The 26,361-nt window shown below is 61.7% G+C and carries 24 protein-coding genes; 6 read left to right on the forward strand and 18 right to left on the reverse strand.

The annotated features are described in order from the left end of the window. Nucleotides 1–2: 2 nt before the first annotated feature. Together LC298_RS05460 and LC298_RS05465 are read right to left on the reverse strand one after the other, a co-directional pair. Entirely contained in the window at nucleotides 3–914 is a 912-nt protein-coding gene (locus LC298_RS05460; RefSeq protein ID WP_131568351.1) for an aldo/keto reductase, read from the reverse strand. Beyond that, nucleotides 914–2,071, reverse strand: coding sequence for an LLM class flavin-dependent oxidoreductase (locus tag LC298_RS05465; protein WP_131568349.1), 1,158 nt, complete (start codon nucleotides 2,069–2,071; stop codon nucleotides 914–916). Before LC298_RS05465 ends, LC298_RS05460 begins: the two co-directional genes overlap by 1 nt. Nucleotides 2,072–2,230: 159 nt before the next feature. On the opposite strand from LC298_RS05465, the gene LC298_RS05470 reads away from it, so the two are divergent. Next, on the forward strand, nucleotides 2,231–2,962 hold the full coding sequence (locus tag LC298_RS05470) for a GntR family transcriptional regulator (protein ID WP_223385559.1): 732 nt from the start codon (nucleotides 2,231–2,233) through the stop codon (nucleotides 2,960–2,962). Here LC298_RS05470 and LC298_RS05475 read toward each other — a convergent pair. The 3 genes from LC298_RS05475 to LC298_RS05485 form a co-directional block, all read right to left on the reverse strand. Continuing rightward, entirely contained in the window at nucleotides 2,959–3,657 is a 699-nt protein-coding gene (locus LC298_RS05475; protein ID WP_158284755.1) for a glutamine amidotransferase-related protein, read from the reverse strand. The genes LC298_RS05470 and LC298_RS05475 overlap by 4 nt on opposite strands. After that, nucleotides 3,654–4,613, reverse strand: coding sequence for a glycoside hydrolase family 25 protein (locus tag LC298_RS05480; protein WP_131568345.1), 960 nt, complete (start codon nucleotides 4,611–4,613; stop codon nucleotides 3,654–3,656). The genes LC298_RS05475 and LC298_RS05480 overlap by 4 nt, the downstream gene beginning before the upstream one ends. A 171-nt stretch (nucleotides 4,614–4,784) precedes the next feature. After that, on the reverse strand, nucleotides 4,785–5,990 hold the full coding sequence (locus LC298_RS05485) for a phytanoyl-CoA dioxygenase family protein (protein ID WP_131568343.1): 1,206 nt from the start codon (nucleotides 5,988–5,990) through the stop codon (nucleotides 4,785–4,787). A 180-nt stretch (nucleotides 5,991–6,170) separates the two neighbouring features. Between LC298_RS05485 and LC298_RS05490 the strand changes: the two genes are divergently transcribed. Then, a complete protein-coding gene (locus tag LC298_RS05490) occupies nucleotides 6,171–6,917 on the forward strand; it encodes a sulfite exporter TauE/SafE family protein (RefSeq protein ID WP_131568341.1) in 747 nt (248 codons plus the stop codon). Between the two features lie 24 nt (nucleotides 6,918–6,941). Here the strand turns inward: LC298_RS05490 and parC are convergent, their stop codons facing one another. Further along, nucleotides 6,942–9,218 (reverse strand): DNA topoisomerase IV subunit A, encoded by a 2,277-nt coding sequence (parC, locus tag LC298_RS05495; protein WP_131568340.1) that lies wholly within the window; start codon nucleotides 9,216–9,218, stop codon nucleotides 6,942–6,944. 160 nt (nucleotides 9,219–9,378) lie between these two features. Here parC and LC298_RS05500 point away from each other — a divergent pair, with 160 nt between their 5' ends. Beyond that, the gene (locus LC298_RS05500; RefSeq protein WP_131568338.1) at nucleotides 9,379–10,767 is read left to right on the forward strand and encodes a putative bifunctional diguanylate cyclase/phosphodiesterase; all 1,389 of its coding nucleotides are present in this window, start codon (nucleotides 9,379–9,381) and stop codon (nucleotides 10,765–10,767) included. A gap of 15 nt (nucleotides 10,768–10,782) precedes the next feature. Here LC298_RS05500 and galE read toward each other — a convergent pair whose 3' ends face one another. From galE to mscL, 3 genes are all read right to left on the reverse strand, one after another. Continuing rightward, nucleotides 10,783–11,784 (reverse strand): UDP-glucose 4-epimerase GalE, encoded by a 1,002-nt coding sequence (galE, locus tag LC298_RS05505; protein WP_131568336.1) that lies wholly within the window; start codon nucleotides 11,782–11,784, stop codon nucleotides 10,783–10,785. Nucleotides 11,785–11,899: 115 nt separating this feature from the next. Continuing rightward, nucleotides 11,900–13,078, reverse strand: coding sequence for a pyridoxal phosphate-dependent aminotransferase (locus tag LC298_RS05510; protein WP_131568334.1), 1,179 nt, complete (start codon nucleotides 13,076–13,078; stop codon nucleotides 11,900–11,902). 25 nt (nucleotides 13,079–13,103) lie between these two features. Further along, nucleotides 13,104–13,517, reverse strand: a complete 414-nt coding sequence (gene mscL / locus LC298_RS05515) for a large conductance mechanosensitive channel protein MscL (RefSeq protein WP_131568827.1) — start codon at nucleotides 13,515–13,517, stop codon at nucleotides 13,104–13,106. A gap of 177 nt (nucleotides 13,518–13,694) precedes the next feature. Here mscL and LC298_RS05520 point away from each other — a divergent pair, with 177 nt between their 5' ends. After that, nucleotides 13,695–17,201 carry a hybrid sensor histidine kinase/response regulator gene (locus LC298_RS05520; RefSeq protein ID WP_131568332.1) on the forward strand — a complete coding sequence of 1,169 codons (3,507 nt, stop codon included), beginning with the start codon at nucleotides 13,695–13,697 and terminating at the stop codon, nucleotides 17,199–17,201. A 3-nt stretch (nucleotides 17,202–17,204) separates the two neighbouring features. On the opposite strand, the gene LC298_RS05525 is transcribed toward LC298_RS05520, so the two are convergent. The 5 genes from LC298_RS05525 to LC298_RS05545 all read right to left on the reverse strand — a co-directional run bounded on the left by LC298_RS05525 (nucleotide 17,205) and on the right by LC298_RS05545 (nucleotide 21,224). After that, nucleotides 17,205–17,873: a response regulator gene (locus LC298_RS05525; protein WP_131568330.1), complete on the reverse strand. Its 669-nt coding sequence runs from the start codon at nucleotides 17,871–17,873 to the stop codon at nucleotides 17,205–17,207. 182 nt (nucleotides 17,874–18,055) lie between these two features. Then, nucleotides 18,056–18,745, reverse strand: a complete 690-nt coding sequence (locus tag LC298_RS05530; protein WP_131568328.1) for a ferric reductase-like transmembrane domain-containing protein — start codon at nucleotides 18,743–18,745, stop codon at nucleotides 18,056–18,058. Nucleotides 18,746–19,100: 355 nt separating this feature from the next. Continuing rightward, nucleotides 19,101–19,625: a lytic transglycosylase domain-containing protein gene (locus tag LC298_RS05535; protein ID WP_131568326.1), complete on the reverse strand. Its 525-nt coding sequence runs from the start codon at nucleotides 19,623–19,625 to the stop codon at nucleotides 19,101–19,103. A gap of 121 nt (nucleotides 19,626–19,746) precedes the next feature. Beyond that, nucleotides 19,747–20,517, reverse strand: coding sequence for an N-acetylmuramoyl-L-alanine amidase (locus LC298_RS05540; protein WP_131568324.1), 771 nt, complete (start codon nucleotides 20,515–20,517; stop codon nucleotides 19,747–19,749). Further along, the gene (locus tag LC298_RS05545) at nucleotides 20,514–21,224 is read right to left on the reverse strand and encodes a J domain-containing protein (protein ID WP_131568322.1); all 711 of its coding nucleotides are present in this window, start codon (nucleotides 21,222–21,224) and stop codon (nucleotides 20,514–20,516) included. Before LC298_RS05545 ends, LC298_RS05540 begins: the two co-directional genes overlap by 4 nt. A gap of 119 nt (nucleotides 21,225–21,343) precedes the next feature. Here LC298_RS05545 and LC298_RS05550 point away from each other — a divergent pair, with 119 nt between their 5' ends. Both LC298_RS05550 and LC298_RS05555 read left to right on the forward strand, forming a co-directional pair. Then, nucleotides 21,344–22,219 (forward strand): DMT family transporter, encoded by an 876-nt coding sequence (locus tag LC298_RS05550; RefSeq protein ID WP_131568320.1) that lies wholly within the window; start codon nucleotides 21,344–21,346, stop codon nucleotides 22,217–22,219. Between the two features lie 7 nt (nucleotides 22,220–22,226). Next, nucleotides 22,227–22,883 (forward strand): YdcF family protein, encoded by a 657-nt coding sequence (locus tag LC298_RS05555; RefSeq protein ID WP_131568318.1) that lies wholly within the window; start codon nucleotides 22,227–22,229, stop codon nucleotides 22,881–22,883. 3 nt (nucleotides 22,884–22,886) lie between these two features. Here LC298_RS05555 and LC298_RS05560 read toward each other — a convergent pair whose 3' ends face one another. Genes LC298_RS05560 through LC298_RS05575 form a run of 4 tightly spaced genes read right to left on the reverse strand, consistent with a single transcriptional unit; the run spans nucleotide 22,887 to nucleotide 26,327 of the window. Next, nucleotides 22,887–23,447 (reverse strand): winged helix DNA-binding protein, encoded by a 561-nt coding sequence (locus LC298_RS05560; RefSeq protein ID WP_223385560.1) that lies wholly within the window; start codon nucleotides 23,445–23,447, stop codon nucleotides 22,887–22,889. Further along, nucleotides 23,417–24,721, reverse strand: coding sequence for a TRAP transporter large permease (locus tag LC298_RS05565; RefSeq protein ID WP_131568316.1), 1,305 nt, complete (start codon nucleotides 24,719–24,721; stop codon nucleotides 23,417–23,419). The genes LC298_RS05560 and LC298_RS05565 overlap by 31 nt, the downstream gene beginning before the upstream one ends. Then, nucleotides 24,721–25,284, reverse strand: coding sequence for a TRAP transporter small permease (locus tag LC298_RS05570; protein ID WP_131568314.1), 564 nt, complete (start codon nucleotides 25,282–25,284; stop codon nucleotides 24,721–24,723). Before LC298_RS05570 ends, LC298_RS05565 begins: the two co-directional genes overlap by 1 nt. 56 nt (nucleotides 25,285–25,340) lie before the next feature. Further along, nucleotides 25,341–26,327, reverse strand: a complete 987-nt coding sequence (locus LC298_RS05575; protein WP_131568312.1) for a TRAP transporter substrate-binding protein — start codon at nucleotides 26,325–26,327, stop codon at nucleotides 25,341–25,343. Nucleotides 26,328–26,361 lie beyond the last annotated feature (34 nt).

Raw genomic sequence — 26,361 nt, forward strand, 5'->3', positions numbered from 1 at the left:
CCTCAAGGAACTTCCTTGCCTTCCGCGAGAGTCCACAACTCGAACCATGTCTCGCGGTCGATATCGACTTTCAGGCAATCAGACAATCTCTCGATGCGGTTCGGATTGTTCGTGCCGACGACCGGCATGATGTTGGCCGGATGCGTCATGATCCACGCCAGAGCGACGGCATCGGCGCCGACACCGTGTTCGCGACCAAGCTCGTCCAGCCTCGGCGCGAGCCGCGCCGCAGCCGCATTCTCCCGGTCGAACAACGCACCACCAGCCAACGGGGACCACGCCATCGGTGACATGCCCCTCAACTGAATTTGCGACAATTGCCCGTTGGTGAAAGACGACCGTTCCAGAAGGCTGATCTCGATCTGGTTGGCCAAAAGCGGTTGTTTCATTGAGGCCTGCAACAAATCGACATCCCAGGGCATGAAGTTGGAGACGCCGACACCGCGCACCAGCCCGTCATCCACCAGCGCGTCGAGCGCCGCGCCCGTTTCCTCGGAATCCATCAACGGATCGGGGCGATGGATCAGCATAAGGTCGATTACCTCGACGCCGATGCGCTTGAGCGCCGTTTCGGCCGAGGCGCGAATATGGGCCGCCGAGGTGTCGTAATACTTCACGCGGCGGTCGGGATACGTCTCGGACATCAGCATGATGTCGCATTTGGTGATCACTTGGATGCGGCTCTTCAGATCGTGGCGAAGCGCTAGAGCTTCGCCGAATAGACGCTCGCAGGCGTAACCGCCATAAATGTCGGCGTGGTCGAAGGTGGTGATCCCCTGATCGAGACACGCCTCGACCTTGCGCTGGATATGCCTGGGCGACGTGTCGGCATCGTCACCAAGCCGCCAGACTCCGTAGATCAGGCGGGAAAAGGCCGGCAGATTGGCGTCGACGACCAGTTTCGGAACAGTCATCACCGGCGCGCTCCCACGCCGAGCGGCGTTGCCGGCGTTTCGGCCGGCACCCGGCCATAAATTTCCGGCATCGAGCATGTCTTCAACTGCGGGAGCACCTTCGTCCCGAAAATCTCGCACTCGTCCTTGTGGGGATAGCCGGAGAAAATGAAGGCACGAATGCCCATCTCGCGATAGCGCTCGATCTTGGACAAGACCTGATCCACGGACCCGACCAGTGCCGCGCCGCATCCCGAACGCGCCCGGCCGACACCGGTCCACAAATTCGGTTCGACATACCCGCCATCATCGGCTTTCTCGCGGTTCGCGGCCTGCAGCGAAACGCCCAACGTCTTTGCGTCGAGAGCGCGGCCACGAATTTCCGACCCTTTCTCGTCCTCCAGCCGGGAGACGAGTTCGTCGGCATATTCGCGCGCTTCCGCCTCCGTGTCGCGGACGATCATGTGAACCCTCAGACCGTAATCGATCACACGACCGTGGGCTTCCGCTCTTTCGTTCACCGTCTTCATCCGTTCGGCGATCAGGTCCTCCGGTTCGGGCCACATCAGGTAAACGTCGCAGAAGCGACCGCACAATTCCACCGCGTCGGGCGAATAGCCGCCAAAATACAGAAGTGGCCCGCCATTTTGCTGATATGGCTTGACCGGATCGGTCGACAACCCTCTGAGCTGGTAGATGTCCCCTTCAAAGTTGATCTCCTCGCGCGTCCATGCCTGGCGAAGGATCTGCACGACTTCTGCGGACCGCTTGTAGCGATACTCGCTCGTCGCGTCCTCGCCCGGAAAATTCGACGAAATGACATTTAGCGTGAGGCGGCCCTTCATCATATGGTCGACCGTCGCGACGGCGCGCGCCAGCATCGCTGGATGGATCTCGCCGCAACGGATCGCGGCCAGCAGATTGATCTGTTCCGTCAGCGGCGCCATTGCCGATACGAAACTCCAGGTATCCTGTCCGACCTGATAGGAGGACGGGCAGAGCATGTTGCGGAATCCCAGCCGGTCGGCGGTCTTGACGATGTCGCTTGTGTGCTCGAACGACGACCGTAGATCGCCTTCCGGTACGCCAAGATGGCGGTAGTCGTCGGAACAGATCGGCGCGAACCACGCCACTTCCGCCGCATCAAGATCTGCGCTGTTGACCGGAACCACGGTCATGATCGGACTCTCCTGCCAGGTTGGGCGTTGGCCGGCGTATTCGCCGCCTCGCCTCCATGCGAAATAGCATCCGCATTGATGTATATCAATAGTGAATGAATTTCTTCGGATTACAATGAAATTTACGTTTTGCTAGGTTGGCGCAACGGATTCGAACGAGTGCCCGATTTGGACGTCAAGGCGGAACCAGTACAGGGCGGACTGCCGCTCTACCTGCAGATCACGGAAATGATCAGCCGTGAGATATCGGCTGGCATCTGGCCGGACGGTTCACGCCTGCCGACCGAGGCGGAACTGTCGAAAAAGCTCGGTGTCGCGATCGGCACGTTGAGAAAGGCGCTGGCGCTGCTAGAGGAGCGCGGACTGTTGGAGCGCATCCAAGGGTCCGGTACCTATGTTCGGCGCAAGGCGAAGACCGGCGCGATCTACGAGTTCCTGCATTTGGAACTGAAACATGGCGGCGGTCTGCCGACCGCGCGGATACTTTCGCTCGACCTTTGCCCCAATCCGGATTTCCTGCCGCGCTTCGGTGACGGCGCGTCGGACAAGGCGTGGCGGGTGCGCAGGCTGCGCCGACTCGACGGCGTACCTGCGGCGCTCGAGGAAATATGGTTCGACGGCCGTCATGCCGCCTCACTCGCCGTCGACGACATGCCGGAATCGATGCACCTCTTCTACCGAGAGAAGCTGTCCTTCTGGGTTGCACGGGTCGAAGACAAGGTGTCTGTCGCCCCCTGCCCCGCCTTCGCGCCCGCCGGCGGACATTTCAATCCCGGAGAAGCGCTCGGCTACGTCGAGCGGGTCTCTTGGGGCAATTCTGGCACCGTCGAGGAATTCTCGCGCAACTGGTTCGACCCGGAAACGGTGTGCTACGCGGCCCGGTGGGTTTAGTTACCCGCTCCGAACCACCTATCCAAAAACCCCATATACCAGGCCTTCAGGGCCTGATCATACTCGTCAAAACCGGCGTCCTGTTCCTCTATCGAATGCGTGCCCAGCCTGCCGATTGAGTCGGCGAACTCTGTCTGCCACTGATCGAGAATCTTTCGGGTCACTTCCGGGTGGAATTGCAAGGCGATCGTCGTCTCGCCTGCTTGGAACGCCTGGTTTGCGAAGAGTTCGCCATGGGCGAGTGCCGTCACGCCGGAGGGCATGTCCCAGCCTTGGCTATTGCCGGCGAGGACCTTCATCCCGTCCGGAATATACCGCCGTCCCTCGTCCGTCGGCGCGACATTGTAATATCCCATCGCCATCGCGCCGTCGGGATGGTTTCCAACGCGCGCGCCCAGCACGTGGGCAATCATCTGCGAGCCAAGACAGACGCCGACCAACGGCACGTTTTTCGCCATCGCGGCTTCGGCAAAGCGCATCTCGTCAACTAGGTACGGCGCCTCATCCAGCGCCGTGACATATTGCGGGCCGCCCATCAGCATGACGCCGGTCTCCTCGCCCGTCAGTTCGGGAAGGATCGCGCCTCGCCAAGGTTCCACCACTCGTACATCATACCCGCGCGCAGCCAGGTGCTGCCGGCCGAAATCCGGCTCGGCTACCGCCCAGTGTTCGATCACAATTATGGAGTTGTTCAAAGCTTCCGCCGGGTCAGCCAGTCGTTCCAGCCTTGCTCCGTACCATTGAACACGTTCAGGTCAATCTGTCCCGAAACGCCTTTAGACAACCCCGTGCCGGAATATTGCCAGAAGGCCCAGTCACGGTCGGGATAGACTTGGCTCGGATGGGCGGCAACCGAGCGCAGCCAGAAGGAATAATCTGTGAACCGGCCGCGCAGATTGTCCTTGTAGAAGTCGGGGGCTGTGTAGATGATCGGGCGCTGGCCGTAATGGGCCTCCAGCCTGTCGAGGAAGACCTGCATCTTCTTCAGAACCACGTCACGCGATGGGCGTTTCTTGCAGTTGCGCGAATAGGCGTTCCACTCGACGTCGAGCACCGGCGGCAGCGCACCCTTTTCCTTTGGCACGTTGCGGATGAACCAATCCGCCTGCTCGCTTGCCGGCCGGCACCAGTAGAAGAAGTGATAGGCGCCGCGCGGAATGCCGGCCTTTGCCGCCTCTTCCCAGTTGCGGCGAAACGCCGGATCCTTGTGATCGCCGCCGTCCGTCGCCTTGATATAGGCGAAGTTCGCCCCCTGCTTGCGCAACGTCTCCCAATCGATGTCGCCCTGCCAGCGCGAGACATCGACGCCATGAACCTGAAACGGATAGGGATCCGCGCCCCGAAACTTCACCGGCTTGGCCTCGCCGAAGCGCGGGGAAAAAACGTCAACACCCTTGCCACGCGGCCCCAGTACAGCCCGCGATGGCGGCGTGAATGCCACTTGTGTGATGTCAGACCGGACGTGGCGCGCCGCGTCAGGCGTACTACCAGCCAAGGCTGTCACCCCACCCGAACCGACGTCGGCCGCCGGGCGGGGTCCGATGGAACTTGTTATTTCAGTGGACGGTTGGAGGCTTAACACATCATCGGTGGAGGAGGCTGTACAGCCACTAAGCGCCACGGCAAACATGGCATATCTGACAAATCGCATAATGACCCGTTACGCAAGACACATGGGTTACCGGCGCTAATCTTCGCGCCAAACGTCAACCGTTAACGAGAAATGACCAAGAAAGAGTGAATCCGATTCATTATTTATCGGGAGGTTCGATCTCGCGCGCTGGGAGAGCCGTCATGCACGCGACCCTCGGGGCTACGGGCATCAGCAAATGACGGCGCTCCGCCGCTTTTTCTCGCAGACGCGCAGCTCCGCGATGACATCATCACCCCGTCCATCGGCGAGCGCGCGGCGTACCCGCTCTGCCTGTGATAGCGGTGCGAGACCGCCGACAGGGGGATCGAGGTCGAGATTCGTCGGGAACGGATACCCCTCTGCACTGGCCGCGATCACACAATCGATTTCTCTCGATGCCATTTTCCCGGAGGCCCTTTGAGCGGACAAGACCGGATAAAGCCGGGCTACCATCTCCGTGCGGTCGACCGTCTCCATCGCCCGGCCGAACGCTGAGGAAATCTGCAACAGATTGGCCATTCGCGAGATGTCTTTGGTGAAGTTGGCCCCGGCGCCATGCATCAGGGCCGGATTGAAGAACACGGCATCACCCTTCTTCAGCGGCAATTGAACGTAGTTCTCTTCGAAATACCGCTGGAACTCATCGCGGCCGAAAGCGAGATAGCCTTCGAAAAAGGTCTGGGAATAGGGCAAGAAGAGCGTCGGCCCGCTTTCGACGGGCATGTCGGCGTGGGCCACCGCACCCTGCAGCGTCAAAACCGGCGAAACGGTGTGCACATGAGCGGGGTAGCGCGCGATCTGCTCCGGCGTCATAAAGCCCAGATGATAGTCCCGGTGCGCCTTTTGGGCCTCGCCGCCGGGATAAACCACGTTCACCTGAGCGGTCATCTGGTAGGCCGGACCGAGCCAGGCCTCGCAGACCAGTCCAAGCGGGACATTTCCATAATACGCGGCAAAGTTTTGCGGATCGGCAAGGCAATGCTTTTCGAGCGCGTTCCAGATACGGGCATTGGCGCCGGGTTTCGCGAAGTGATCGCCGCCTCCCAGGTGCCGCGCTTTCTCTTGCGCGATAATCGTTTCGAATATTGCTGTTGCTCGATCGATGGGACCGGTGTCGGCGAAAGCCCCGGAGATGACCACAACACCCGGCCCATTGGCGAACACCTCCACCCATTCGGCCATCAGCCCGCGTGCAGCGTCGGCGCCCTCCTCCGCCGCGTTTCGCACCGTGCTTCCATCGTAAATTGGCACATTTCGGGAGACCGTCGCCGCGAGGGGATACTCGGCGGGATCGGTCGTTCGCTCGACGATTGCCTTGAAGGTGTCGAAATCCCCGGAGTCCGGCGACAGCCAGACCCGCCGCGTCCGTTCGGCCTGTTTTGCGACTGCGTCCATGGCTCTCTCCCATTCAATAGACCCTCTCTTGCCATCCTAGCCGATTTCCGAACATCTGGAGACCGGCTTCTCCAAAGGATGAGCAAACGACGCGCGCCCGCGCCATGAAAATCGTCCAGGGTTGTGTTTCCGCCCGCTTTCGCGCACACGGCCTGTTCCGACACGAAATCCTGTTCCCGAATGCTCGACTACGCCATCATCACCGCCGCGGCCTTCCTCGCTGGCGTTCTTAACACGATCGCGGGGGGCGGCACGTTTCTGACATTCCCTGCGCTGGTGTTCGCCGGACTTCCGCCGGTCGCCGCAAATGCAACAAGCGCGGTGGCGGTCTTCCCGGGATATTTCGGCGGCTTTTTGGGCTTTCGGCGCGAAGTCGCCACGTTCGACCGGAAGCGCCTAGTGTCGGTCACGCTCTTCACCGCGATTGGCGGGCTTGTCGGGTCAGCCCTGCTTCTCATCTCGTCCAACGAGGCCTTTTCCGTTGTCATCCCCTTTCTCCTCTTGGGCGCCACGCTTGTGTTCGCCTTCGGCCAGCGAATGCGGGATTGGGCCGAGGGCAAAGCCCGTCAGATCACGCCCGAAGGCAGATTCGGAACCGTTCTCGTTTCCATCTATGGGGGATATTTCAACGGCGGCCTCGGCATCGTCCTGCTCGCGCTCTTCTCGCTCTGGGGTATGAAGGACCTGAACCAGATGAACGGCCTGAAAACCTGGCTGTCCTTCGTCCTGTCGGCGGTCTCGGTCGCCGCGTTTGCAATTGCGGGGATCGTCGCCTGGCCGCAGGCGATAGCGATGATGATCGCGGCGACAATCGGCGGCTATGCCGGCGCGCCATTGGCGCGGGCCCTGCCGGCGGTGGTGGTTCGCACGATCATCGTCGCGGTCGGACTAACGATGAGCTCCATCTTCTTCTACCGCCTCGCCTGAACAGGTGCCCGGAAAGGCTAACCCCTAGCCGAACTTGCCATTCCTCGGGAATCCCTTCGGCACCATCCGTCCAGCGCTTGCGCGCACGCCCATCCATTCGGCCAGTTCGGCCTTCTCGCGGGTGAAGTTGCGGCCGGATGCATCCTGCCAGGTAAGGCCGTCATCGAGCGCAAACACCCGCAAGTCAGCGATACCGCCATCCTTGTAGCGCTGCAGCCGAACGCCCTTGCCGCGGGTCATCTCCGGAACCTGAACGAGCGGGAAAATCAGCAATTTGCGGTTTTCTCCCACGGTCGCCACGTGATCGGCGGAGACGGAATCGTCTTCGCCCACCGGCAGCCGCACGCAGAGCTTTGCCTCGTCCGGCAGCTTGACGTTCATCACCTGTTTGCCCTTGCGGGTGTTGGCGATGATGTCCGCCTCGGGAACCACAAAACCGTTTCCGGCGCTGGACACGACCAGAAGCTTCCCTTTCGGCTGGTGCACGAAGGCGGATACGATGTCCTGATCATTGTCCATGTCTACCATGATGCGGATCGGCTCGCCGTGGCCGCGCCCGCCGGGCAGCTTGTCGGCGCCGAGCGTGTAGAACTTGCCCCCAGTCGTGAAGACGAGGATCTTGTCCGTTGTCGCAGCGTGGAAGGCGAGCTTCAGCTTGTCGCCTTCCTTGAAGGTGAGCGCGGACATGTCGGCCAAATGGCCTTTCATGGCCCGCATCCAGCCCCTTTCGGACACGACCACCGTGACGGGCTCCTTTTCGATCATCGCCTGCTGTACGGCCTCCAGGTCGATCTCCGCGGCTTCCGCGAAATCGGTGCGCCGGGCGCCCAGTTCGGTGTCTTTGCCGAACTTGCCGCGGACTTCGCCGATGTCCCATGCCACCGTCTTCCACTGGATTTCCTCGGAGGCCAGCAACTGTTCGATGCCGTCCTTCTCGTCGGTTAGCGCGTCGAACTCCCTGCGGATTTCGACTTCCTCGAGCTTGTTCAAGGCCCGCAAGCGCAGGTTCAAGATTGCGTCGGCCTGGACCTCGGTCAGCTCGAAGCGCTCGATCAGCTTTGCCTTGGGATCGTCCTCGAAGCGGACGATGCGGATTACCTCGTCGATGTTCAGGTAGGCGATGAGGAAGCCCCCCAACACCTCCAGTCGCCTCTCGATGATGCCGAGCCGGTGCTTCGAGCGGCGGATCAGCACCTCGCGGCGATGGTCCAGCCACTCGCGCAGCACCTCGCGCAGGTTCATCACCCTCGGCACCACGCCGCCCGAAAGCACGTTCATGTTCAGCGAAATACGACTCTCCAACTCGGTGAGCTTGAAAAGCGACTCCATGAGTATTTGGGGGTCGACGGCCCGCGACTTCGGCTCCAGGACGATACGGATGTCCTCGGCACTCTCGTCGCGGATGTCCTCCAGCAGCGGAATTTTCCTGGCGATCAGCAATTCGGCGATCTTCTCGATCAGCCGAGACTTCTGCACCTGATACGGGATCTCCGTGATCACGATCACGTAGGCGCCCCGGCCGGTCTCCTCCTTTTCCCAGCGTGCGCGCACGCGGAAACTGCCCCGTCCCGTCGCGTAGGATTCGAGAATCGACGCCTTCTGCTCGACGATGATCCCGCCCGTCGGGAAGTCCGGGCCGGGCACCAGTTCGACCAGCTTCTCGATGCTCGCGTTCGGATGCTTGATCAGATGCAGCGCCGCGTCGCATAGCTCGGCGGCATTGTGCGGCGGGATCGAGGTCGCCATGCCGACCGCAATGCCGGAGGAGCCGTTGGCAAGCAGATTCGGAAACGCGCCCGGCAGCACGACCGGCTCATCGTCTTCCTCGTTGTAGGTCTTGCGGAAGTCGACTGCGTCCTCGGTAATGCCTTCAAGAAGCAGCGTGGCGACATCGGTCATCCGCGCTTCGGTGTAGCGCATGGCCGCGGCGTTATCGCCATCGATATTGCCGAAATTGCCTTGTCCGTCGACGAGCGGATAACGCACCGCGAAATCCTGGCTCAACCGCACCAGCGCGTCGTAGATCGCTTGGTCGCCATGCGGGTGAAACTTACCCATCACGTCACCGACGATCCGCGCGCACTTCTTGTAGGCTTCCTTGGGATCGAGCTTGAGAAGCCGCATGGCATGCAAGATGCGCCGATGGACCGGCTTCAGGCCGTCCCGCGCATCCGGCAGGGCGCGATGCATGATCGTGGACAGCGCGTAGGCCAAGTAGCGCTCTTCCAGAGCGGACTTCAGGTCGACGGGCTCGATTTCCTTGCCCGGACCGTCTTCGGGAGGCGGGACTTGCTTTGACATATCGTTTCGTTAACGAGGAAGCCGATTCGCAGCAAGCATCACAACGCCCGTCGGGCACTCTCCACACCGCTACAAGCGCGGAAAGTGAAGCTTTTCCACATACTAAGCGTTAATACTGCACTGATAGGGTCCGCCCGACGAAACGGCTTGGAAACGCTGAATGACTTATGTTGGCGCCGGAATCGGGCTTGTTCCGGACGAAGACGTGGATCTTTCCGAACGGCTGATCCAGAACGAGGAAGAAGACCGGAAAGTCCTTACCGACGCCCTTACGGGCCTCGGCAATCTCCGTCGTCTCAAACTGAAGACCGAAAGTCTGATCGAGGAGCGCGCAGCGGATCCCGCGCCGTTTTCCATCGGCGTTTTCAATATCGACCGCTTCAAGCCCCTCAACGATCTGTTCGGGCGAAAGGCCGGCGACGAGATCCTTGCGCAAGTCGCGCTCCGGATATCGGCTGCGCTCCCGGACGACGCCACTCTCGTTCGCATTTCCGGCGACAAGTTCGGCATGTTGCTGCCTACCTGCTTCTTCGAAAAGGACGCGGAAAAGGTCGGCCTCCTGTTGAAAGAGGTCTTCGCCGCGCCTTTCGACCTTGGCGAGCGCACGGTGCGCATGTCGGCATGTTTCGGCTTCTGCCAGCACCCTTTCGCCGGCAGCAGCTTCGACGCTCTCTTCGACCGCTGCGAATCCGCGCTCTATCTCGCGAAGAAGGCGGGGGCCGGACTGGTTCAGGTCTACACGTTTGAGATGGAAGAAGAGATGCGTAAGCGCACGCGCGTCGAGCAGGCGCTGCGAAAAGCGATCGCCGCAGAGGAAGTCATCCCGTATTTTCAGCCGATTGTGAGTCTCAACCAAGGATCCGTTGTCGGTTTCGAGTGTCTTGCGCGATGGACCGATCCCGAACTCGGGCCGGTTTCCCCCGGCGTTTTCATCCCGCTCGCCGAACAGGCGGGTTTTATCGATTCCCTGACCAAGTTGCTGCTCCGCCGCGCAATCGAATGCGCGCAGAGCTGGCCGAAGGAGATCTTTCTCTCCTTCAACCTGTCTTCCGTACAATTGATCGACCCCACGACCGGCCTGATGATCCTATCGATGCTGAACCGGATGGACTTCGATCCGCGACGCATCGAAATCGAGATCACCGAAACCGCGACGATGTCCGATCCGGTAACGGCCGAGCGGGTCATCAACGACCTGCGCGCCGCCGGAATCCGGTTGTCGCTGGATGATTTCGGAACCGGTCAGTCGAGCCTCGGACGCCTCCGTGATTTCTCGTTCGACAAGGTGAAGATCGACCGCGCATTCGTCTCGGCGCTCGACGAGGATAAGCAGTCTGAACACATTGTCCGGGCAATTTTGAATATGTGCGAGGCGCTGGAACTGTCCGTGATAGCTGAGGGGATCGAGACTCCCGAACAGGCGGAGAAGCTCATCAGCCTCGGCTGTCTGGCCGGCCAGGGATTCCATTATGGACGTCCCGCCGACGCCGAAAACACGCTCGGCTACTTTCGCGATGCGCAAGCGGCGCTGTCACGGGTCGCCCTCTGATCCGCGATCGCACACTCAGGCGCTCGCTTTGGGGCTGTTTCGCCGCAGCAAGTCTTCTTCCCAACTGAACGCGGAAGCGACAATCCGGTCCAGATTGGCATGCTCAGGCCGCCAGCCCAAAATTCCCCTGGCGCGGTCCGAGTTAGCGACAACGGCCTCGGCATCGCCCTCCCGGCGGGCCGCATAGCGGACGTCGAGCGTCCTGCCGGTAACGCGCTTGACGCAGTCGAGCACCTCAAGCACCGAGTAGCCCCGGCCGTATCCGCAATTGGCGACCAGGCTTTCGCCGGTCCGGCGCAGGCTCTCCAGAGCGTGCAAATGCGCCTTCACCAGATCGGTCACGTGGATGTAGTCGCGGATGCATGTCCCGTCCGGCGTGTCGTAATCCGTGCCGAATACCTCGATATGCCCGCGCTTTCCGAGTGCGGCCTCGCAGGCAACCTTGATCAGATGCGTCGCACCCTTTGTCGACTGGCCCGTGCGTCCTTCCGGATCGGCGCCTGCCACGTTAAAATAGCGCAATGCCGCGTAGCGAAAATCGTGCGCCAAGGCGGCGTCCTGAAGGATCGTCTCGGTCATCAGCTTGGACATGCCGTAGGGCGAGTCAGGATTGCACGGATGGCTTTCCTGGACTGGCTCCGCGCCAACCGAGCCATAGACTGCCGCGCTCGAGGAAAACACGAAGTTGCGCACCCCGTTTCTAACAGCGGTCTCGATAAGCGTGCGCGATCTGGCGGTGTTATTATCATAATAGAGCAGCGGGTCGGCGATCGACTCCGGCACTACCACAGAACCCGCGAAATGGACGATAGCATCGACCGCGTGATTCGCGATGAGGGACGATACCAGCCCCGTGTCCCCAACGTCGCCGACGAACAATCTCGCTTCCGGCGCGACGGCCCACTCGAATCCGGTCGACAGCCGGTCGAGCACGACCACCTCCTCACCGGCTTCGAGCAACGCCCAAACCATGTGACTGCCGATGTAACCGGCTCCGCCCGTTACGAGTACCGCCATGTTGGCACTCCTTTCATGCGCCGCCGTGCCGCCTCGCACGGGCTCCGCTTCTTAGAAGCCTACCCGCCAAGGCTTAAGACTCAATGGACGAAGCGTCATGGCGGTCGAACGTGCTTCAGCCGAATTCGATGGCCAGCCGATCAGCGGCCCGTTCGATCTGCCGTAGGTCCCGGTTGAAGCATAGGCGGAAAAAGCCCTCGCCCCCGGCTCCGAACGCGCTTCCCGGCGCGAGTCCAACGCCTGTGCGGTCGACGATTTTCTTTGCCGCCGTCAGCGTGTCGCTAACGCCATCGACGGCAAAGAAAAGGTAGAAGGCGCCCTGCGGTGGGGCGAACCGGACGCGCGACGCTGGCGCCAGACGATCGGCGAGGATGCCGAGCGCCCTCTCCGCCCGCTCCCGCTGACCGGCCACATGCGCGTCCCCTTCGTCGAGTGCGGCTGTGCAGCCGCGCTGAAGGAACTGCGGAACGCCGGACGTCGAATATTGGACGAGGTTTTCGAATATGGGCATTAGAGCTGGATTGGCCATGATCCAGCCGACGCGCCATCCTGTCATCGCCCAGTTCTTGGAGAACGTGTTCACGTATAAAATTCGGTCGTCAGGCCGCGAGACGTCGAGAAAGGACGGAGCGCGCGGTCCCTCGCCATACCAGTATAAGGCGTATATCTCGTCGGCGATGATCCAGAGGTCGTGGCGTCGCGCAACATCGATGAGCGCTTCGAGCGCGGGGCGGTCGGCCGCCCAGCCCGTAGGATTGGAAGGGGTGTTGATAAAGAGAGCGCGTGTCCGCGGCGTGATCGCGCTCTCGATCCGCGAAACATCCAGCCTCCAGCCGGTCTCGGCGAAATCTAGCGGGACGGGTACCGCCGAGCCGCCGCCGATCTCGAGCGCCGCAGCGAAGTTGGGCCAGGCCGGCGAGAGATAGATACACTCGTCTCCAGGATCCACGACCGCTTGGATGGCGAGTTTGATCGCCTGCATGCCCGATCCGGTGACGATGAACCGGTCAGGACCCGCCTCCACACCGAAATGGCGCAAAAAGTATCGTCCGAGCGCGGCGCGAAGTTCGGGAATACCCTGTTGCCAAGTATAGAAGGTTTCACCGGCCAGCAGGGCCTCACACGCCGGCCGCGCGATAAAGTCGGGCGTGGGCTGGTCACCCTCCCCCACCCATAGCGGAATTAGGCCCTGGCGCCCACGCGCGTGATCGACCACAGCGACGATGCCGCTGGGCGGCGCTTCGAGCGCACGATCGCTGAGGGGAAGCGGCCGAAGCCGTTTGACGCCAGACACTTCCTCTCTTTCAGTCTCTTTCGGACTATTTCTTCAGCAGATCGCGAATTTCGGTGAGGAGTTGAACGTCCGCCGGCGGCGCATCGGGAACCTTCGGCGCGGCTTCTTCCTTGCGCCGCATGTTGTTCACCATCTTCACCATCAGGAAGATGATCCAGGCCAGGATCAGGAAGTTGATGACGGCCGTGATGAAGCTGCCATATGCCAGCACGGCGCCCTGTTCACGCGCGGCATCGAGGGTGGAGGCGGTCACGTCGGAGGAAAGAGGAATGAAGTAATCGGTAAAATCGAACCCGCCGAAGATCGCGCCGACAATCGGCATGATCACATCGTCGGTCAGGGAAGTCACGATGGTGCCGAAAGCGCCGCCGATGATCACACCGACCGCGAGATCCATCACATTGCCTTTAGCGATGAATTCCTTGAATTCCTCGAACATCGGTCCCTCCAGTTGTTCGATCAACAAGTACTCGCATCAAATACCCGTCAACTTCGAGAACACAATCTTTCCCGACCGTCTATCCACCGCTATTCAGGATCGCATGGGCCTTTACGTTGGATCATTGGACAGTTTTGACGGGGTTTGCTTGTATGGTTCCACCTCGGGGGAGGAGCCATGCAAGGCGGCCTGATCATTGTTGTCGCGCTGGGCTATATGGCGCTGCTGTTCGCCGTTGCAGCCTACGGTGACCGAAAGTCGAGATACGGGCGCGGTACAGCCCCGCGACCGAACATCTATGCCTTCAGTCTGGCCGTTTACTGCACCTCCTGGACATTCTTCGGTTCGGTCGGCGTCGCCTCGCAGCGCGGTTTCGAATATTTCGCGATCTATCTCGGCCCGATCCTCGTCTTCACGGTCGGCTACAGGCTTGTCCAGCGGATCATCCACCTGTCCAAGGCCGAGAAGATCACCTCGGTCGCCGATTTCCTCGCCTCGCGATATGGCAAGAACGCTTGGGTCGCGGCGCTTGCGGCGGTCATAGCGGTCATTGGAATTGTTCCCTATATCGCATTGCAATTGAAGGCGATTTCGGATTCGGTCACGCTGATGGCCGACAGCTACGGCGTCTTCCAGCACGACGATTCCACCTTTCCGGTCGATATTTCGCTGGTCGTCGCCCTCCTCCTGAGCGCGTTCGCCGTCCTGTTCGGGACCCGCCACGCCGACGCCACCGAGCATCAGGACGGGTTGATCCTGGCAGTCGCGCTGGAATCGCTGGTCAAGATCGCTGTCTTCCTCACCGTCTCCGCGGCGGTCGTTTTCTTCCTGTTCGACGGCCCGGGCCCGATCTTCGAAGCGTTGCGCAACGATAGCCGGGTCGCGAGGGCGATCGAAAGCGGCAGTTCCGGAAGCGCGTGGCTGGTCCTCACCCTGCTCAGCGCGGCCGCCATTCTCGTGCTGCCGAGACAGTTTCACGTCACCGTGGTCGAAAACCGCGCCGACGTCGAGCTGCGTCGCGCCGTCTGGTTGTTTCCGCTCTATCTGGTGTTGATCAACCTGCTGGTGCTGCCGGTCGCGGTCTCTGGCATGCTCTATCTCGCGCCCGAGGTCTCGCCCGATTCCTACGTGCTCGCCCTGCCGCTGGCGGCCGGACATGATTGGCTCGCCTTCCTGACCTTTACCGGCGGCCTCTCGGCAGCCACAGCGATGGTTATCGTCGCAACCGTCGCGCTTGCCGTGATGATCTCCAACGACCTCGTCATGCCGCTGCTTCTGTGGCGGTTCGCCAACCGGCTCCGGACCGCCTCGGGCGACTGGTCAAGCGTCATTCTCAACATTCGCAGGGTCTCGATCTTTATCCTGCTGTTCGCCGCGTTCGCCTATTACAGGGCCGCTGCGAACACCACCCAGCTCGCGGCGATCGGTTTGCTGTCATTTGCTGCCGTCGCGCAATTTGCGCCGGCGCTCGTCATCGGACTCTTCTGGCGCAGCGCCAATGCGAGAGGCGCGATCCTCGGCATGGGCGCGGGCTTTGGGGTGTGGGCGTACACGCTGCTCCTCCCGACCCTTTTGGGACAGGACGCGGAGTTCATCCGCGAAGGCATTTTCGGCATCGGCTTCCTGCAGCCGCAAGGATTGTTCGGGACGCAGATGGAGCCGCTCACCCACGGCGTTTTCTGGAGCCTGCTGGCCAACGTCACGTTACTGGTCGCGGGATCGCTGTCACGCGGGCAAACCCCGCTGGAGCGCATGCAGGCAATCACCTTCGTGCCCCGCGACACCCCGCAAAGCGTGAATATCCGCAAGTTCCGCACGACCATTACCATTGACGACCTGAAGGCCACCCTCGCCCGGTATGTCGGCAAGGCACGCACCGAACGTGCCTTCCAGGCGTTCGAGGAGCGCGAGGGGCGGGTGCTCGACGGTCGCCATACGACCGATCTTCCGGTGGTGCGCTATGCTGAGCAAATCCTCGCCAGCGCCGTCGGGTCTTCGTCGGCGCGGCTGGTGCTGTCGCTGTTGTTCGAGAAGGACGGCGCCTCGTCGCGCGAGACCGTGCAGTTGCTAGACGATGCCTCCGAGGCGCTGCAGCAGAACCGCGACCTCTTGCAGATGGCCCTGAATCAAATGGATCAGGGCATATCAGTGTTCGACCGCGATCTTCGCCTCACCAATTGGAACACGCAGTTCAGGGCGCTTCTCGGACTGCCGAGCGAGGTCGGGCAGTTCGGCTTTCCGGTCAAGATGATCGCGGAACGCCTGATTGCAGACGGCCAGATCGACGAAGAGACGGCTATTACCGTCGTCACCAACATCACCGGTTTCAAGCGCGCCTGGCAACTTGCCTTGCAGGACAGCGGGCGTATCCTCGAGATCCGCTCGAACCCGATGCCCGACGGCGGTATCGTTGTCACCTACACAGATATCACCGGGCGGGTGGAAGCCGACGAAGCGCTGCAGAAGGCCAAGGAAGGCCTTGAGCACCGGGTCAGCGCCCGAACGGCCGAACTTACGGAGGTCAACCGCGAACTGGCGCGCGCGCAGGCGCTGGCCGAAGAAGCGAACCTCGGCAAAACCCGGTTTCTTGCCGCAGCCGGACACGACATTTCGCAACCGCTCAACGCCGCCAGGCTCTACGCCTCCTCGCTGGTCGAGAAAACCGCGGCCGCCCGCACGCCCGAACATGAGATCGCCCAGCGCATCGATTCGTCGCTACAAGCCGTCGAGAACATAATCGGCGCCGTCCTCGACATCTCGCGCCTTGACGCCGGCGCGATGACGCCGGACCCGACGGTCTTCTCGCTTGGCGAATTGCTGCAGCAGATCAAGTCCGACTTCCAGCCGATGGCCGCCGGCAAGGGGCTGGAATTCGTTGTCGTGCCCACGTCCGTGGTTGTCGAATCCGACCGGAATCTGCTGCGGCGACTGATCCAGAACCTCGTCTCGAACGCGCTGAAATACACCAGGTCCGGAAAGGTTCTGGTCGGCGTGCGGCGCAACGGGCCCGATGCGCTGATATGCGTACACGACACCGGCATCGGAATTTCGTCGAAGAAGGCGAAGACCGTTTTTCGGGAATTCGAGCGTCTTTCGGAAGGCGCGCGTATCGCGACCGGGCTTGGCCTCGGATTGTCGATCGTCGACCGCATTTCGCGCGTGCTGGGCCTCGAGATCGACATGTTGTCGGCGCCATCGCGTGGCACGCGGTTCGTGGTGCGTATCCCCCGGTCCAGCGCGCCGAAGGCGGCATTGCGCACGCCAGGCGGGCGCTCCGCTGTCACGCGCCGGGTCCTTGCCGGGCTGATGGTCGCCTGCATCGACAATGAGGAAACGATCCTGTCGGGAATGACCGTTTTGCTCGAAGGCTGGGGCGCATCCGTCGTTGCAGCCCCGAACGAGAAAGCGCTTCTTGAGCGCATCAGCGAAACCGGACGAACGCCGGACGTGATCGTCGCCGACTATCATCTTGACGGCGGCGAGAACGGTCTCGCCGTGATCGCGGCGATGCGCACGCGTCTGGACCCGGGCATGTTCGCCATTCTGGCCACCGCGGACCGTTCCGCAGAGATCCGCTCGGCTGCAGCGAAATCGGATATCCACATTCTCAACAAGCCGCTCAAACCGGCGGCGTTGCGCGCCCTTCTGGCCAGCGTGTCACCCGGAAAGGTCGCTGCGGAGTAACCGTCAGTTTTCCTCGTCGCGCAGCATGTCCGCGCCGATTTTCGACAGCAGGATTACCGCTTGGGTGCGGCTGTCGACGTTCAGCTTCTGCAGCACCGCCGACACGTGCGCCTTGATCGTCGCCTCCGAGACGCCAAGTTCGTAAGCGATCTGCTTGTTCAACAAGCCCTCGCCGAGCATTCCCAGCACACGCGCCTGTTGCGGCGTAAGTGTCCTTAGACGGGCGATCAGGTCGCCGATCTCGGCATCCTGCTCGCTGCCCAGATCCATGTCCTCGGGAACCGCGATGTCGCCCGCCAGCACGTCGGCGACCCCCTTGCGGATGGCGTCGGTTCGGGCGGATTTGGAGATGAAACCGGATGCGCCGAGCTCGATCGAGCGCCGCACGGTTGACGCGTCGTCCGTGCCAGAGATGACGATCACCGGCACCGCCGGAAAAGCGGCACGCACTGCGACGAGCGCCGAGAGGCCGCTCGACCCCGGCATGGAAAGATCAAGCAGTACGAGATCGGTTTCCGGCGTGTTCGAGAGCGCCTCCATGGCCGATCCAAAGTCACCGGCTTCCGCGATCACCGGCGGGTTGGGATCATTGCCGAGCGGCGCGCTGATTGCTGACTTTATGGCGTCCCTGAACAGCGGGTGGTCGTCCGCCACCAAGATGTTTACCGCCATGCCCTCTCTCCCCGACTCGCCGGCCATCTTTCCGACAGCCCGGTGATTATGACGGAGGAAGGGCGGGCGATGTCAAGGCAACCGCCGCGTGGAGGGGCAGAGTTGCGCCACGCTTCTCGCGAAGACGGTAAAAACAGCACGGATGCGCCGATCGAAAAGTGACGCCCAGCTGGTTTCCCGGTTCAAGTCGTCACTGGAGCCCCGCGCCGGCGAACGCGCCGCCATGTCGCCGCCGATGCACTTGCCTGCAGCGCGAGAACGGCAAGCACGAGGAATACGAACGGCCATTGTGCCCAGTTTGGAGCAGGGGTTGGGCGATGGAAATCGAGAAAATGGAGAAACAGGAAGTACCCGGTATGGAGGACCGACAGCCACCACAGCACATAGGTTCCGCGCTGGACGAACTTCCAGACCCCTTCGCTCAGCCACCGAACACTGAGATCATTGGAGGTAAGGGCCAGCACGAGACCGTATATCAGGGCGACCACACCCACCAGGTTTGCGAAGGCGAAGCCGTGCTGAAGCATGACATAGCGTTCCAGTGCCGGGTGGTATTCGAATCCGATCAGCCGCATCAGATCCAGTTCGACCCAGCCGAACAAAATGATGGTGGCGTGGATGAAGGCGAGTACCACGGCATAGATGCCGAGTTCACGGCGGTAGGCCATCACCCGCACCGAAGGCCGCCAGAGCCGGGACAACGGCCCCAAGGCCATCGCCATGGCAACGAGCAACAGCGACATGTCGCCGATCGAGCGATTCCAGCGATGCATCGGCGACCAGTCCGACCGGCTGAAGTAGAAGAATGCGACGCCGAAGGCTGAAATCGCCAAGACCGCAAGATGGCGGCCAATCCATTTCCGGGGGATCATCGGGGACGTTTCCTCCTTGCAATTTTCGACGATGACGATTCGAAGCCGCTTTGAGGGTGTAATGGTCCGAAACTATAGGGCAGAATCAAGTCGGCCGGACAGCTGTGTGCTCGATCCGGACATTTCCTCTCTTTACGCTGTTTTATCCGGGCGGCCGACGCACTTTTTTCCAGCGGCAACAACGACCGGCTCACCGGGGACGCAATGATGACGGCGCAGCGGTGGGGCTCCGCCGGCCAAGGCGTCGAAATTGACGTCTCTGCCGGCGGATGCACCTTTCCAGGCGCTCGATACCGCCTTGGCCGAGGAAAGCCTTTCGCAAAGGGAGTTTATTCCGGCCTGACGATGGAGTTCATCAGTTGAGAAGCCGGGCAACCTTGTTGCAGTAGGCCTGCGAAATCGGATTCATCCGCTTGGCGCCATGTCCGGCATTGTATCGTAGGATCGTACCGCACGTCGTGCCACCTGCCAGCTTGTAGGCCCCCCCAAGATATTTCATGCCGTATTTGATGTTTGTTTCGGGGTCGTAGAGCCCCTTAGCCGAACCGGAGTAGCCAACGCCGCGCGCCGTCGCGAGCTTAAGCTGCATCAGCCCTATCTCGCCCGCTGAGCCGCGCGCACCCGGCCGATAGGTGCTTTCCGAAAAAATTACCGCATGGGCGAGATCGGTCGGAACTCCGTTGGCTTTCGCGTGTTTTGCGACAATAGATGCAAAGGGCCGCTCGTCTTTTCCGGCCTTTTCGGATTTCTGGTCGGTGTCGTCCGACTTTTTCGCTGCCGCGTAGGAAAGAAGGGTCGCATCTTCATCAGCGGTGGTTTGGCAGCCGGCGAGCGCCAGCGTCAACAGCACCGCAGTGCTGAGCAGAAACTTTCTTGGCATGTTTACTCGTTTGTTGGTGTTACTCTTCGAAGCCGCCTGATCGGGGGAGAAAGTGGCGCCAAACCGGCATTGCTCTTCAAATGATGTTAGCAGGCGCAACATTCGCGTTATGCGGAAAGTTTCACACCGCGTATCGCGGCAGCGCCGCCAGCAGGCCGTGAAGTGTTTCTATGGTTGAAGAATCAGCCACTCCATCCACCCGGCTCGGTCGAAAATGGCGCTGGAAGGCCGCCACGCGGGTAGCGGTCTTTTCATCGAAATCGCCCGTCACGTCGGTGCCATAGCCATAGAGCGCGAGCATTGACTGGAGCGCCTCGACCGGCTGACCACGGTCGCCCAACGCGAGAAACCGGCCTCGACTGACTGGCGATGGCGGAACCCAGTGGCCCACACCTGCTTCCGCGAGTACTTTCCAGGGAAACTTTTCACCCGGGTCGAGCTTGCGGCCTGGCGCGACGTCGGAATGCGCCAGCACTCGTTCCTGCTGTATCGTGTTGCGGCGAGACACGTCGCGGGCGAGCGCGATGACGGCGGCAATCTGGGCCTCTGGAAAATCCGGCATGCCGAAATCGTGTCCGCCATTGACGATCTCAATTCCGATCGAGCGCGAATTGATGTCCGTCTCGCCCTTCCAGAAGCTTTTGCCCGCATGCCAGGCGCGTCGGCTTTCCGGCGCCATCTGCACGATGCTTCCGTCCTCGTGGACGATGTAGTGGCATGAGACGTCGCTTTGCGGATCGCACAACCAATCCTCCGCCGAGGGGCCGTCCTTCATCCCGGTATAGTGCAGCAGCAGTATATCGACCGGCCCCTTGCCTCGTCGCTCTCCGGTGTTCGGAGAGACGCGGACATCTGCATTCGGATAATCGGGGACGAAGCTGTCACCCCTCATCCGCGCCGCAGCTCCGGCTCGATCAGTTCCCAGGAATCGTTGATCGCGGCGATGCGGTCGTTAGCGATCTTGACGAATTCCTCTGGCAAACCGCGCGCGATCAGCTGGTCCGGATGATTGTCACGCACCAGCTTGAGATAGCGCCGCCGGCCTTCGCCGTGGCTAACGCCGCGATCGAGCCCCAGAATTCGATACGGATCGCGATGTCCGGCGTCGACATGTCGAGCCACGACCCGCTCGAACTCGGTGCTCGACACTCCGAAGATTTCTGCCACCTCCGTTAAGAAATGCAGTTCCTTGGCATGGACGACGCCGTCGGCCTTGGCGATATGAAACAGGCCGTCTAGGACGTCGATCAGAAGCGGACAATCGGCCTTTCCCGACCCGCACAGGCCGGCCACCTGCCGGGCATATGCCTCGTAGCCTGCCACGTCCTGCTTGGCGAGATTGTATAGTCCTGCGACGCGGCGCGCGTCGTCTGCGGGGATCTCGAAAATCTCGCGAAAGGCATCGACCTCATCGACAGTGACGATCCCATCCGCCTTTGCCATCTTCGCCGACAGGGCGATCATGGCAATCGAAAACGCGACCCGGCGCCTCGTGGCTGGATCACCTGCAAAAACTGTCCGAACCGACTCGACCAGTCCCGACAGGGCGGTCGTGGCCCGGTCGGCTACGAAATCCGAGATTCGCACCCAAATCGACATGCCCCCTTTTATTGGATCGCCAGCCGATTTGTAAGTCCGGTTGCACCCTTCGGCATTCGGTGCGAGTTTGCGCCGCGCCGCTTTCTTCTACCTCGCTTTTCCGCCAATCCCCGATCATCATGTCCGGCCCCAATAAGAATATCCCGCTGGGCTATGTGCTCGGCTTTCTGGGCGTCGTCATTTTCGGTGCGACGCTGCCTGCGACCGTCCTGGCGCTGGAGGCTTTCTCGCCATGGTTCATCACCTTCGGCCGCGCCGTACTGGCGACAACGGCAGCGGCAGTCTGCGTACTGGCGTTGCGGAGGGAATTCCCCCGGAAGGAGGTCGTGGCGCTGCTTACTGCCGGCCTGCTGCTGATCTTCGGCTTTCCGGGCTTCATGGCGGTGGCCATGCAAACCGTCAGCGCCAGCCATGGCGGCGTCGTGCTCGGAATATTGCCGCTAGCCACGGCGGTCTTCGCCTCAATTCTCGCCGGCGAACGGCCCTCGGGACTATTCTGGTTCTCTGCACTCCTCGGGGCAGTGCTTGTTGTGTGGTTCGTTACAGGCGGGAGCGAGTTCCAGATCTCCGCCGGCGTTTGGTGGCTGATGCTCGCCGGGCTTTCGGCCTCGCTCGGTTATGTGATCTCGGCGCGATTGTCGGCCATCATGCCAGGATGGGAGGTCATATGCTGGGCATTGATCCTCACGGCTCCGGCGTCGCTGGCCGGCGCGGCGCTGACGTGGGAGAGGTCCTATGCCGCAGCCGCGATCGAGCCGATCATTGCTTTCGCCTACACCGGGCTGGGGTCTATGTTTCTCGGCTTCTTCGCCTGGAATGCCGGACTCGCCAAAGGCGGGATTGCGCGAGTCGGCCAAATACAGCTACTTCAGATCTTCGTCACCGTGGCGCTGTCGGCCTGGCTGCTTGGCGAGACGATTACGGTGCGCACCATCCTTTTCGCCTGCGCGGTGGCGTTGACCGTCTGGCTGGGACGCAAGGCGCGGGTCGCCTGAGTATCGCATGAGCCAAGAATTGAGAATCACGGAACAGGACCTCGGCGCGGCGGAAGTGCTGTGGGAATTCCACTGCGTTTACGACACGCCGAGGCCGGCCGACGCAATCATCGGACTCGGCAGTTACGACCTGCGGGTGGCCGATTGGTGCGCGGAACTGTACCTCGCGGGCTTTGCGCCCTTCATCCTGTTCACCGGTTCTGCCGGCAACTGGACGCGCGACCTCTACGGAATGACGGAGGCGGAAGCGTTCGCTCAGCGCGCCGAGAAGGCAGGGGTTCCTGCCGACGCTGTCCTGCTCGAAAAGCGCGCCACCAACATCGGCGAAAACCTCCGTTTCGCCCGCGCGATCCTGCCGACCATCCACTCGGCGATAATCGCCACCAAGCCGCAGACGCAGCGGCGGTGCCAAGCGACTCTGAAGCACCAATGGGCCCGGCTCGACGCCATGATTACAGCGCCGCTGATACGGTTTCGTGAGCAGCCGACAGAGCATCACGGGATGCAGGCGCTTATTTGCGAGATGGTCGGGGATATCTGGCGGATGAACGCCTATCCGGCGCGTGGCTTCCAGTCGGAGCACCCGGTACCTGAATCGGTCGAGAGAGCATTCGCCTATCTCGTCGGCCGCGGCTACACGGCGCACATCCCGGACGAGAAGTAGCGACTACATCGCAGCGGCGGCGCGGGCGGCCTGATCGTAGCTTCCGGAGATTGTTCTCAGCAGCGCCGCCATGCGCGACAGGTCCTCGCCGTCATATCCAAGTTGCTCGACCGTGCGTATCAGCAGCGCCTCGCGGATTTCGCCGTACCGCTCGCATACGTCCGCGCCCTTTGGAGTGATCTCAACCGTCTTTTCCTTTCCGGTCCTCCCGGTCGTCACCAGTTCCTGGGCCTTCAGCTTCTTGATCGCGTATGACACAACATGGGTGTCCTCGATGTTCAGGACGAGACAGATGTCGGAGAGCGTCTTCGGCCGTTCGCGATGATGCACAAGGTGGGCGATCAGAACGTCAAGCGGCGACAGACCGGGTGCGCCCGCCGCGGCCATGCAGCGAACCATCCACCTATGAAAGGCATGATTGGCCATCGTCAGCGCGAATTCGATCTCCGACATGGCGGGGATCGCCGACTTCGCCAGATGCGCTGAGGAAACGACCGCGCCGACACCCTCGAGTATCTCGCGGCCGCGCGCGCTCATCTTGCCATCATCGTTCTTGGTAGCCATAGCGCAATCTCCGGAAAAGCGGTCAGCAAGGCGGTGGCCAGCACCATCAGCGCGAAAAACGGCGCCGCGTAGCGTGCGATCTCGAAAATGTTTCGGCCGGTCACGCTTTGCAGGACGAACAGGTTGAAGCCGACGGGCGGCGTGATCTGGCTCATCTCCACCACCAGAACCAGGAAGATGCCGAACCAGATCGTGTCGATCCCCGCTGCCTGAACCATCGGCAGGATAACCGAAACGGTCAGCACCACGATCGAGATCCCGTCCAGAAAACAGCCAAGGATGATGAAGAAGATCACCAGTGCGGCGATCAGCACGTAGGGCGAGAAGCCCTGCTCGCCGATCCAGCCGGCCAGCGAACGGGGAACGCCGGTGAACCCCATAGCGACGGTCAGGAAAGCGGCGCCCGCCAGAATGAAGGCGATCATGCAGGAGGTCCGCGTCGCCCGGAGCAGGCTCTCTGTGAAAGCGGTCCGCCCGAACTCGCCCGACGCCGATGCGAGGATCAGCGCGCCGATCACGCCGATGACTGCCGCCTCCGTGGGCGAGGCCAACCCGGCATAGATCGATCCGATGACGGCGATGATCAGCCCGATGGTGGGCGCCAGACCCATGAATGCGCGAAGCTTTCCGGCCTCGTCATGCGCGCTGTCGGCCTGCGGCATGCGCTCGCGGTGCATCATCGCCCAGATCGCGGTGTATCCGGCGAACAACGCAGCCAGCATCAGCCCGGGGACGATGCCCGCGATAAAAAGCCGCGCGATCGACTGCTCCGTCGCGGCGCCGTAGACGATCAGGATGATCGAAGGCGGGATGAGAAACCCGAACGTTCCCGACCCGGCGAGCGTGCCGATCGCCATGCGCGTGTCGTATCCGCGTTTCTCGAGCTCCGGCAACGACATCCGGCCGATCGTCGCGGTGGTCGCGGCGGAGGAACCTGAAACGGCGGCAAACAGCGCGCAGCCAAGAATGTTGACGTGCAGCAGGCCGCCCGGAAGCCTTCGCGTCAGTGGAGCGAGCCCGGCGAACATGTTGCGCGACAGGTTGGAGCGAAACAGGATTTCGCCCATCCACAGGAACATCGGCAGAGCTGTCAGGTCCCAGATGTTGAGCGCGCCCCAGACCTTCGTCGCAAAGACGGTGCCCGGCGGAACGGACGTTGCGACAGTCATCGCAATCCAGGCGACCGCCATCAGCGCAAAACCGACCCAGAGACCCGTCGCGAGAAACGCAAAAAGGGCGACGAGAAGGATAACCGAGAGCGTCTCGACGGCCATTATTCGACCGCTCCCGAGACTGCGTCCCTGCCCTCTTCCTCGCGCCGGAAATCCGGCACGCCTCCGCGCAGCAGCGTGACCAGTTCATCCACGACCGCTATTGCCAGCACGACGAAGCCAGCCGACATCGCCGCTTGGGGAATCCAGAGCGGCACCGGCACAACCCCGTAGGAGACGCTGCCGAATTTCCAGGAATCGATAAGCTGAAGCGTCGAGTGCCAGGCCGCAAACACGGCAAGAACGGTCGCGCCGGCGAGCATCGCGGAATCGAGCACGCGCGCACCTTTCGCGCCGAGCGCAGCGGCGAGCACCGTGACGCGCACATGGCTCGCTGATTTCAGCGTCGGCGCAAGCGCCAGCGTCGACGCGGCGACGAACAGGAAGCCACCGATCTCCGCGAGCGAGGGCACTGCCAGTCCTACGGCATCGGTCCCGAACGCCAGCAGGATGCGGTCGCCCACCCGGCCGGCGATCTGCGCAGCAACGAGGATGGCAATCAAGGTGAGACACAAGGCCGAAAGCCCGAGCGAGATGGCATAAAGGCCGTTCAGAAAACGTCGCATCTTGGCTCCCGGCGATAATGTACAAAGGGCCCGGAAGGGTGCCGGACCCGCTGAAATCACATGGCGCGATAGGCGTCGACGATCGCCTTACCCTCGTCACCGGCCTCCGCCAGCCACTCGTCGGTCATGGTTTGGCCGATCGCGCCGAGCTGTTCCTTTAGCGTCTCGGACGGCGCGGAAACCTGCATGCCGTTGTCCGTCAGGACCTGGATTTTCTCGGCCGTTTCGGCCTCCGACATCTCCCAGCCCCGGCTCTCAGCCTCGGCCGCGGCGTCCCTCACCGCTTTCTGCTGTTCTTCGGGCAGCGCATCGAAGGCCTGCTTGTTGACGATCACCATGTTCTTCGGAAGCCAGGCCTGAGTGTCGATGTAATGCGACACGAAATCCCAGGCTTTCGAGCTTGCGCCGGTCGATGGCGACGTGATCATCGCGGAAACGCGCCCGGTCGAGAAAGCGGTCGGAATGTCGCCGGCCTCGACCTGGGTCGGAACAGCGCCCATCAGCTGCGCGAGGCGCTCGGTCGCCGCGTTGTAGGCGCGAAAGCTCACGCCCTGCATTTGGTCGGTCGAGGTAACTTCCTCGTTCACATACAGGCTCTGACCCGGCCACGGCACGGCGAACAGAAGCGTCAGCCCCTGCTCGTCCAGCTTTGCGGCGATGTCTTCGCGCGAGGCCTTCCACAATTTCTCTGCATCTTCGTAGGACGCGGCCAGGAACGGGATGGAATCGACGCCGAAGACCGGGTCCTCATTCGCCATTCGAGAAATCAGGATCTCGCCGATCGGCGCAAGTCCCCGGCGCACCGCATCCTTGATCTCCGCGTGTCCGAACAGCGAGTTGGCCGAATGCACGGTGATGGACAGTTCGCCGCCGGTCGCTTCCTTCACCGCGGCGGCGAACTGCATGATGTTCTGGGTGTGGAACACCGCATCGCCATACGGCGTCGGCATATCCCATTTTGTTTCCGCAAATGCGGCTCCGGCAAATCCCAGTGTTGCGGAAATCGCGGATGCAGTCAGAATGCTGCGAAATGCACGAACCATGAAGGCCTCCCTGTGTGCTTGTCTCCCGGTGGCG

Source organism: Oricola cellulosilytica (genome assembly GCF_019966575.1).
In the GTDB taxonomy this organism is placed as follows: domain Bacteria; phylum Pseudomonadota; class Alphaproteobacteria; order Rhizobiales; family Rhizobiaceae; genus Oricola; species Oricola cellulosilytica.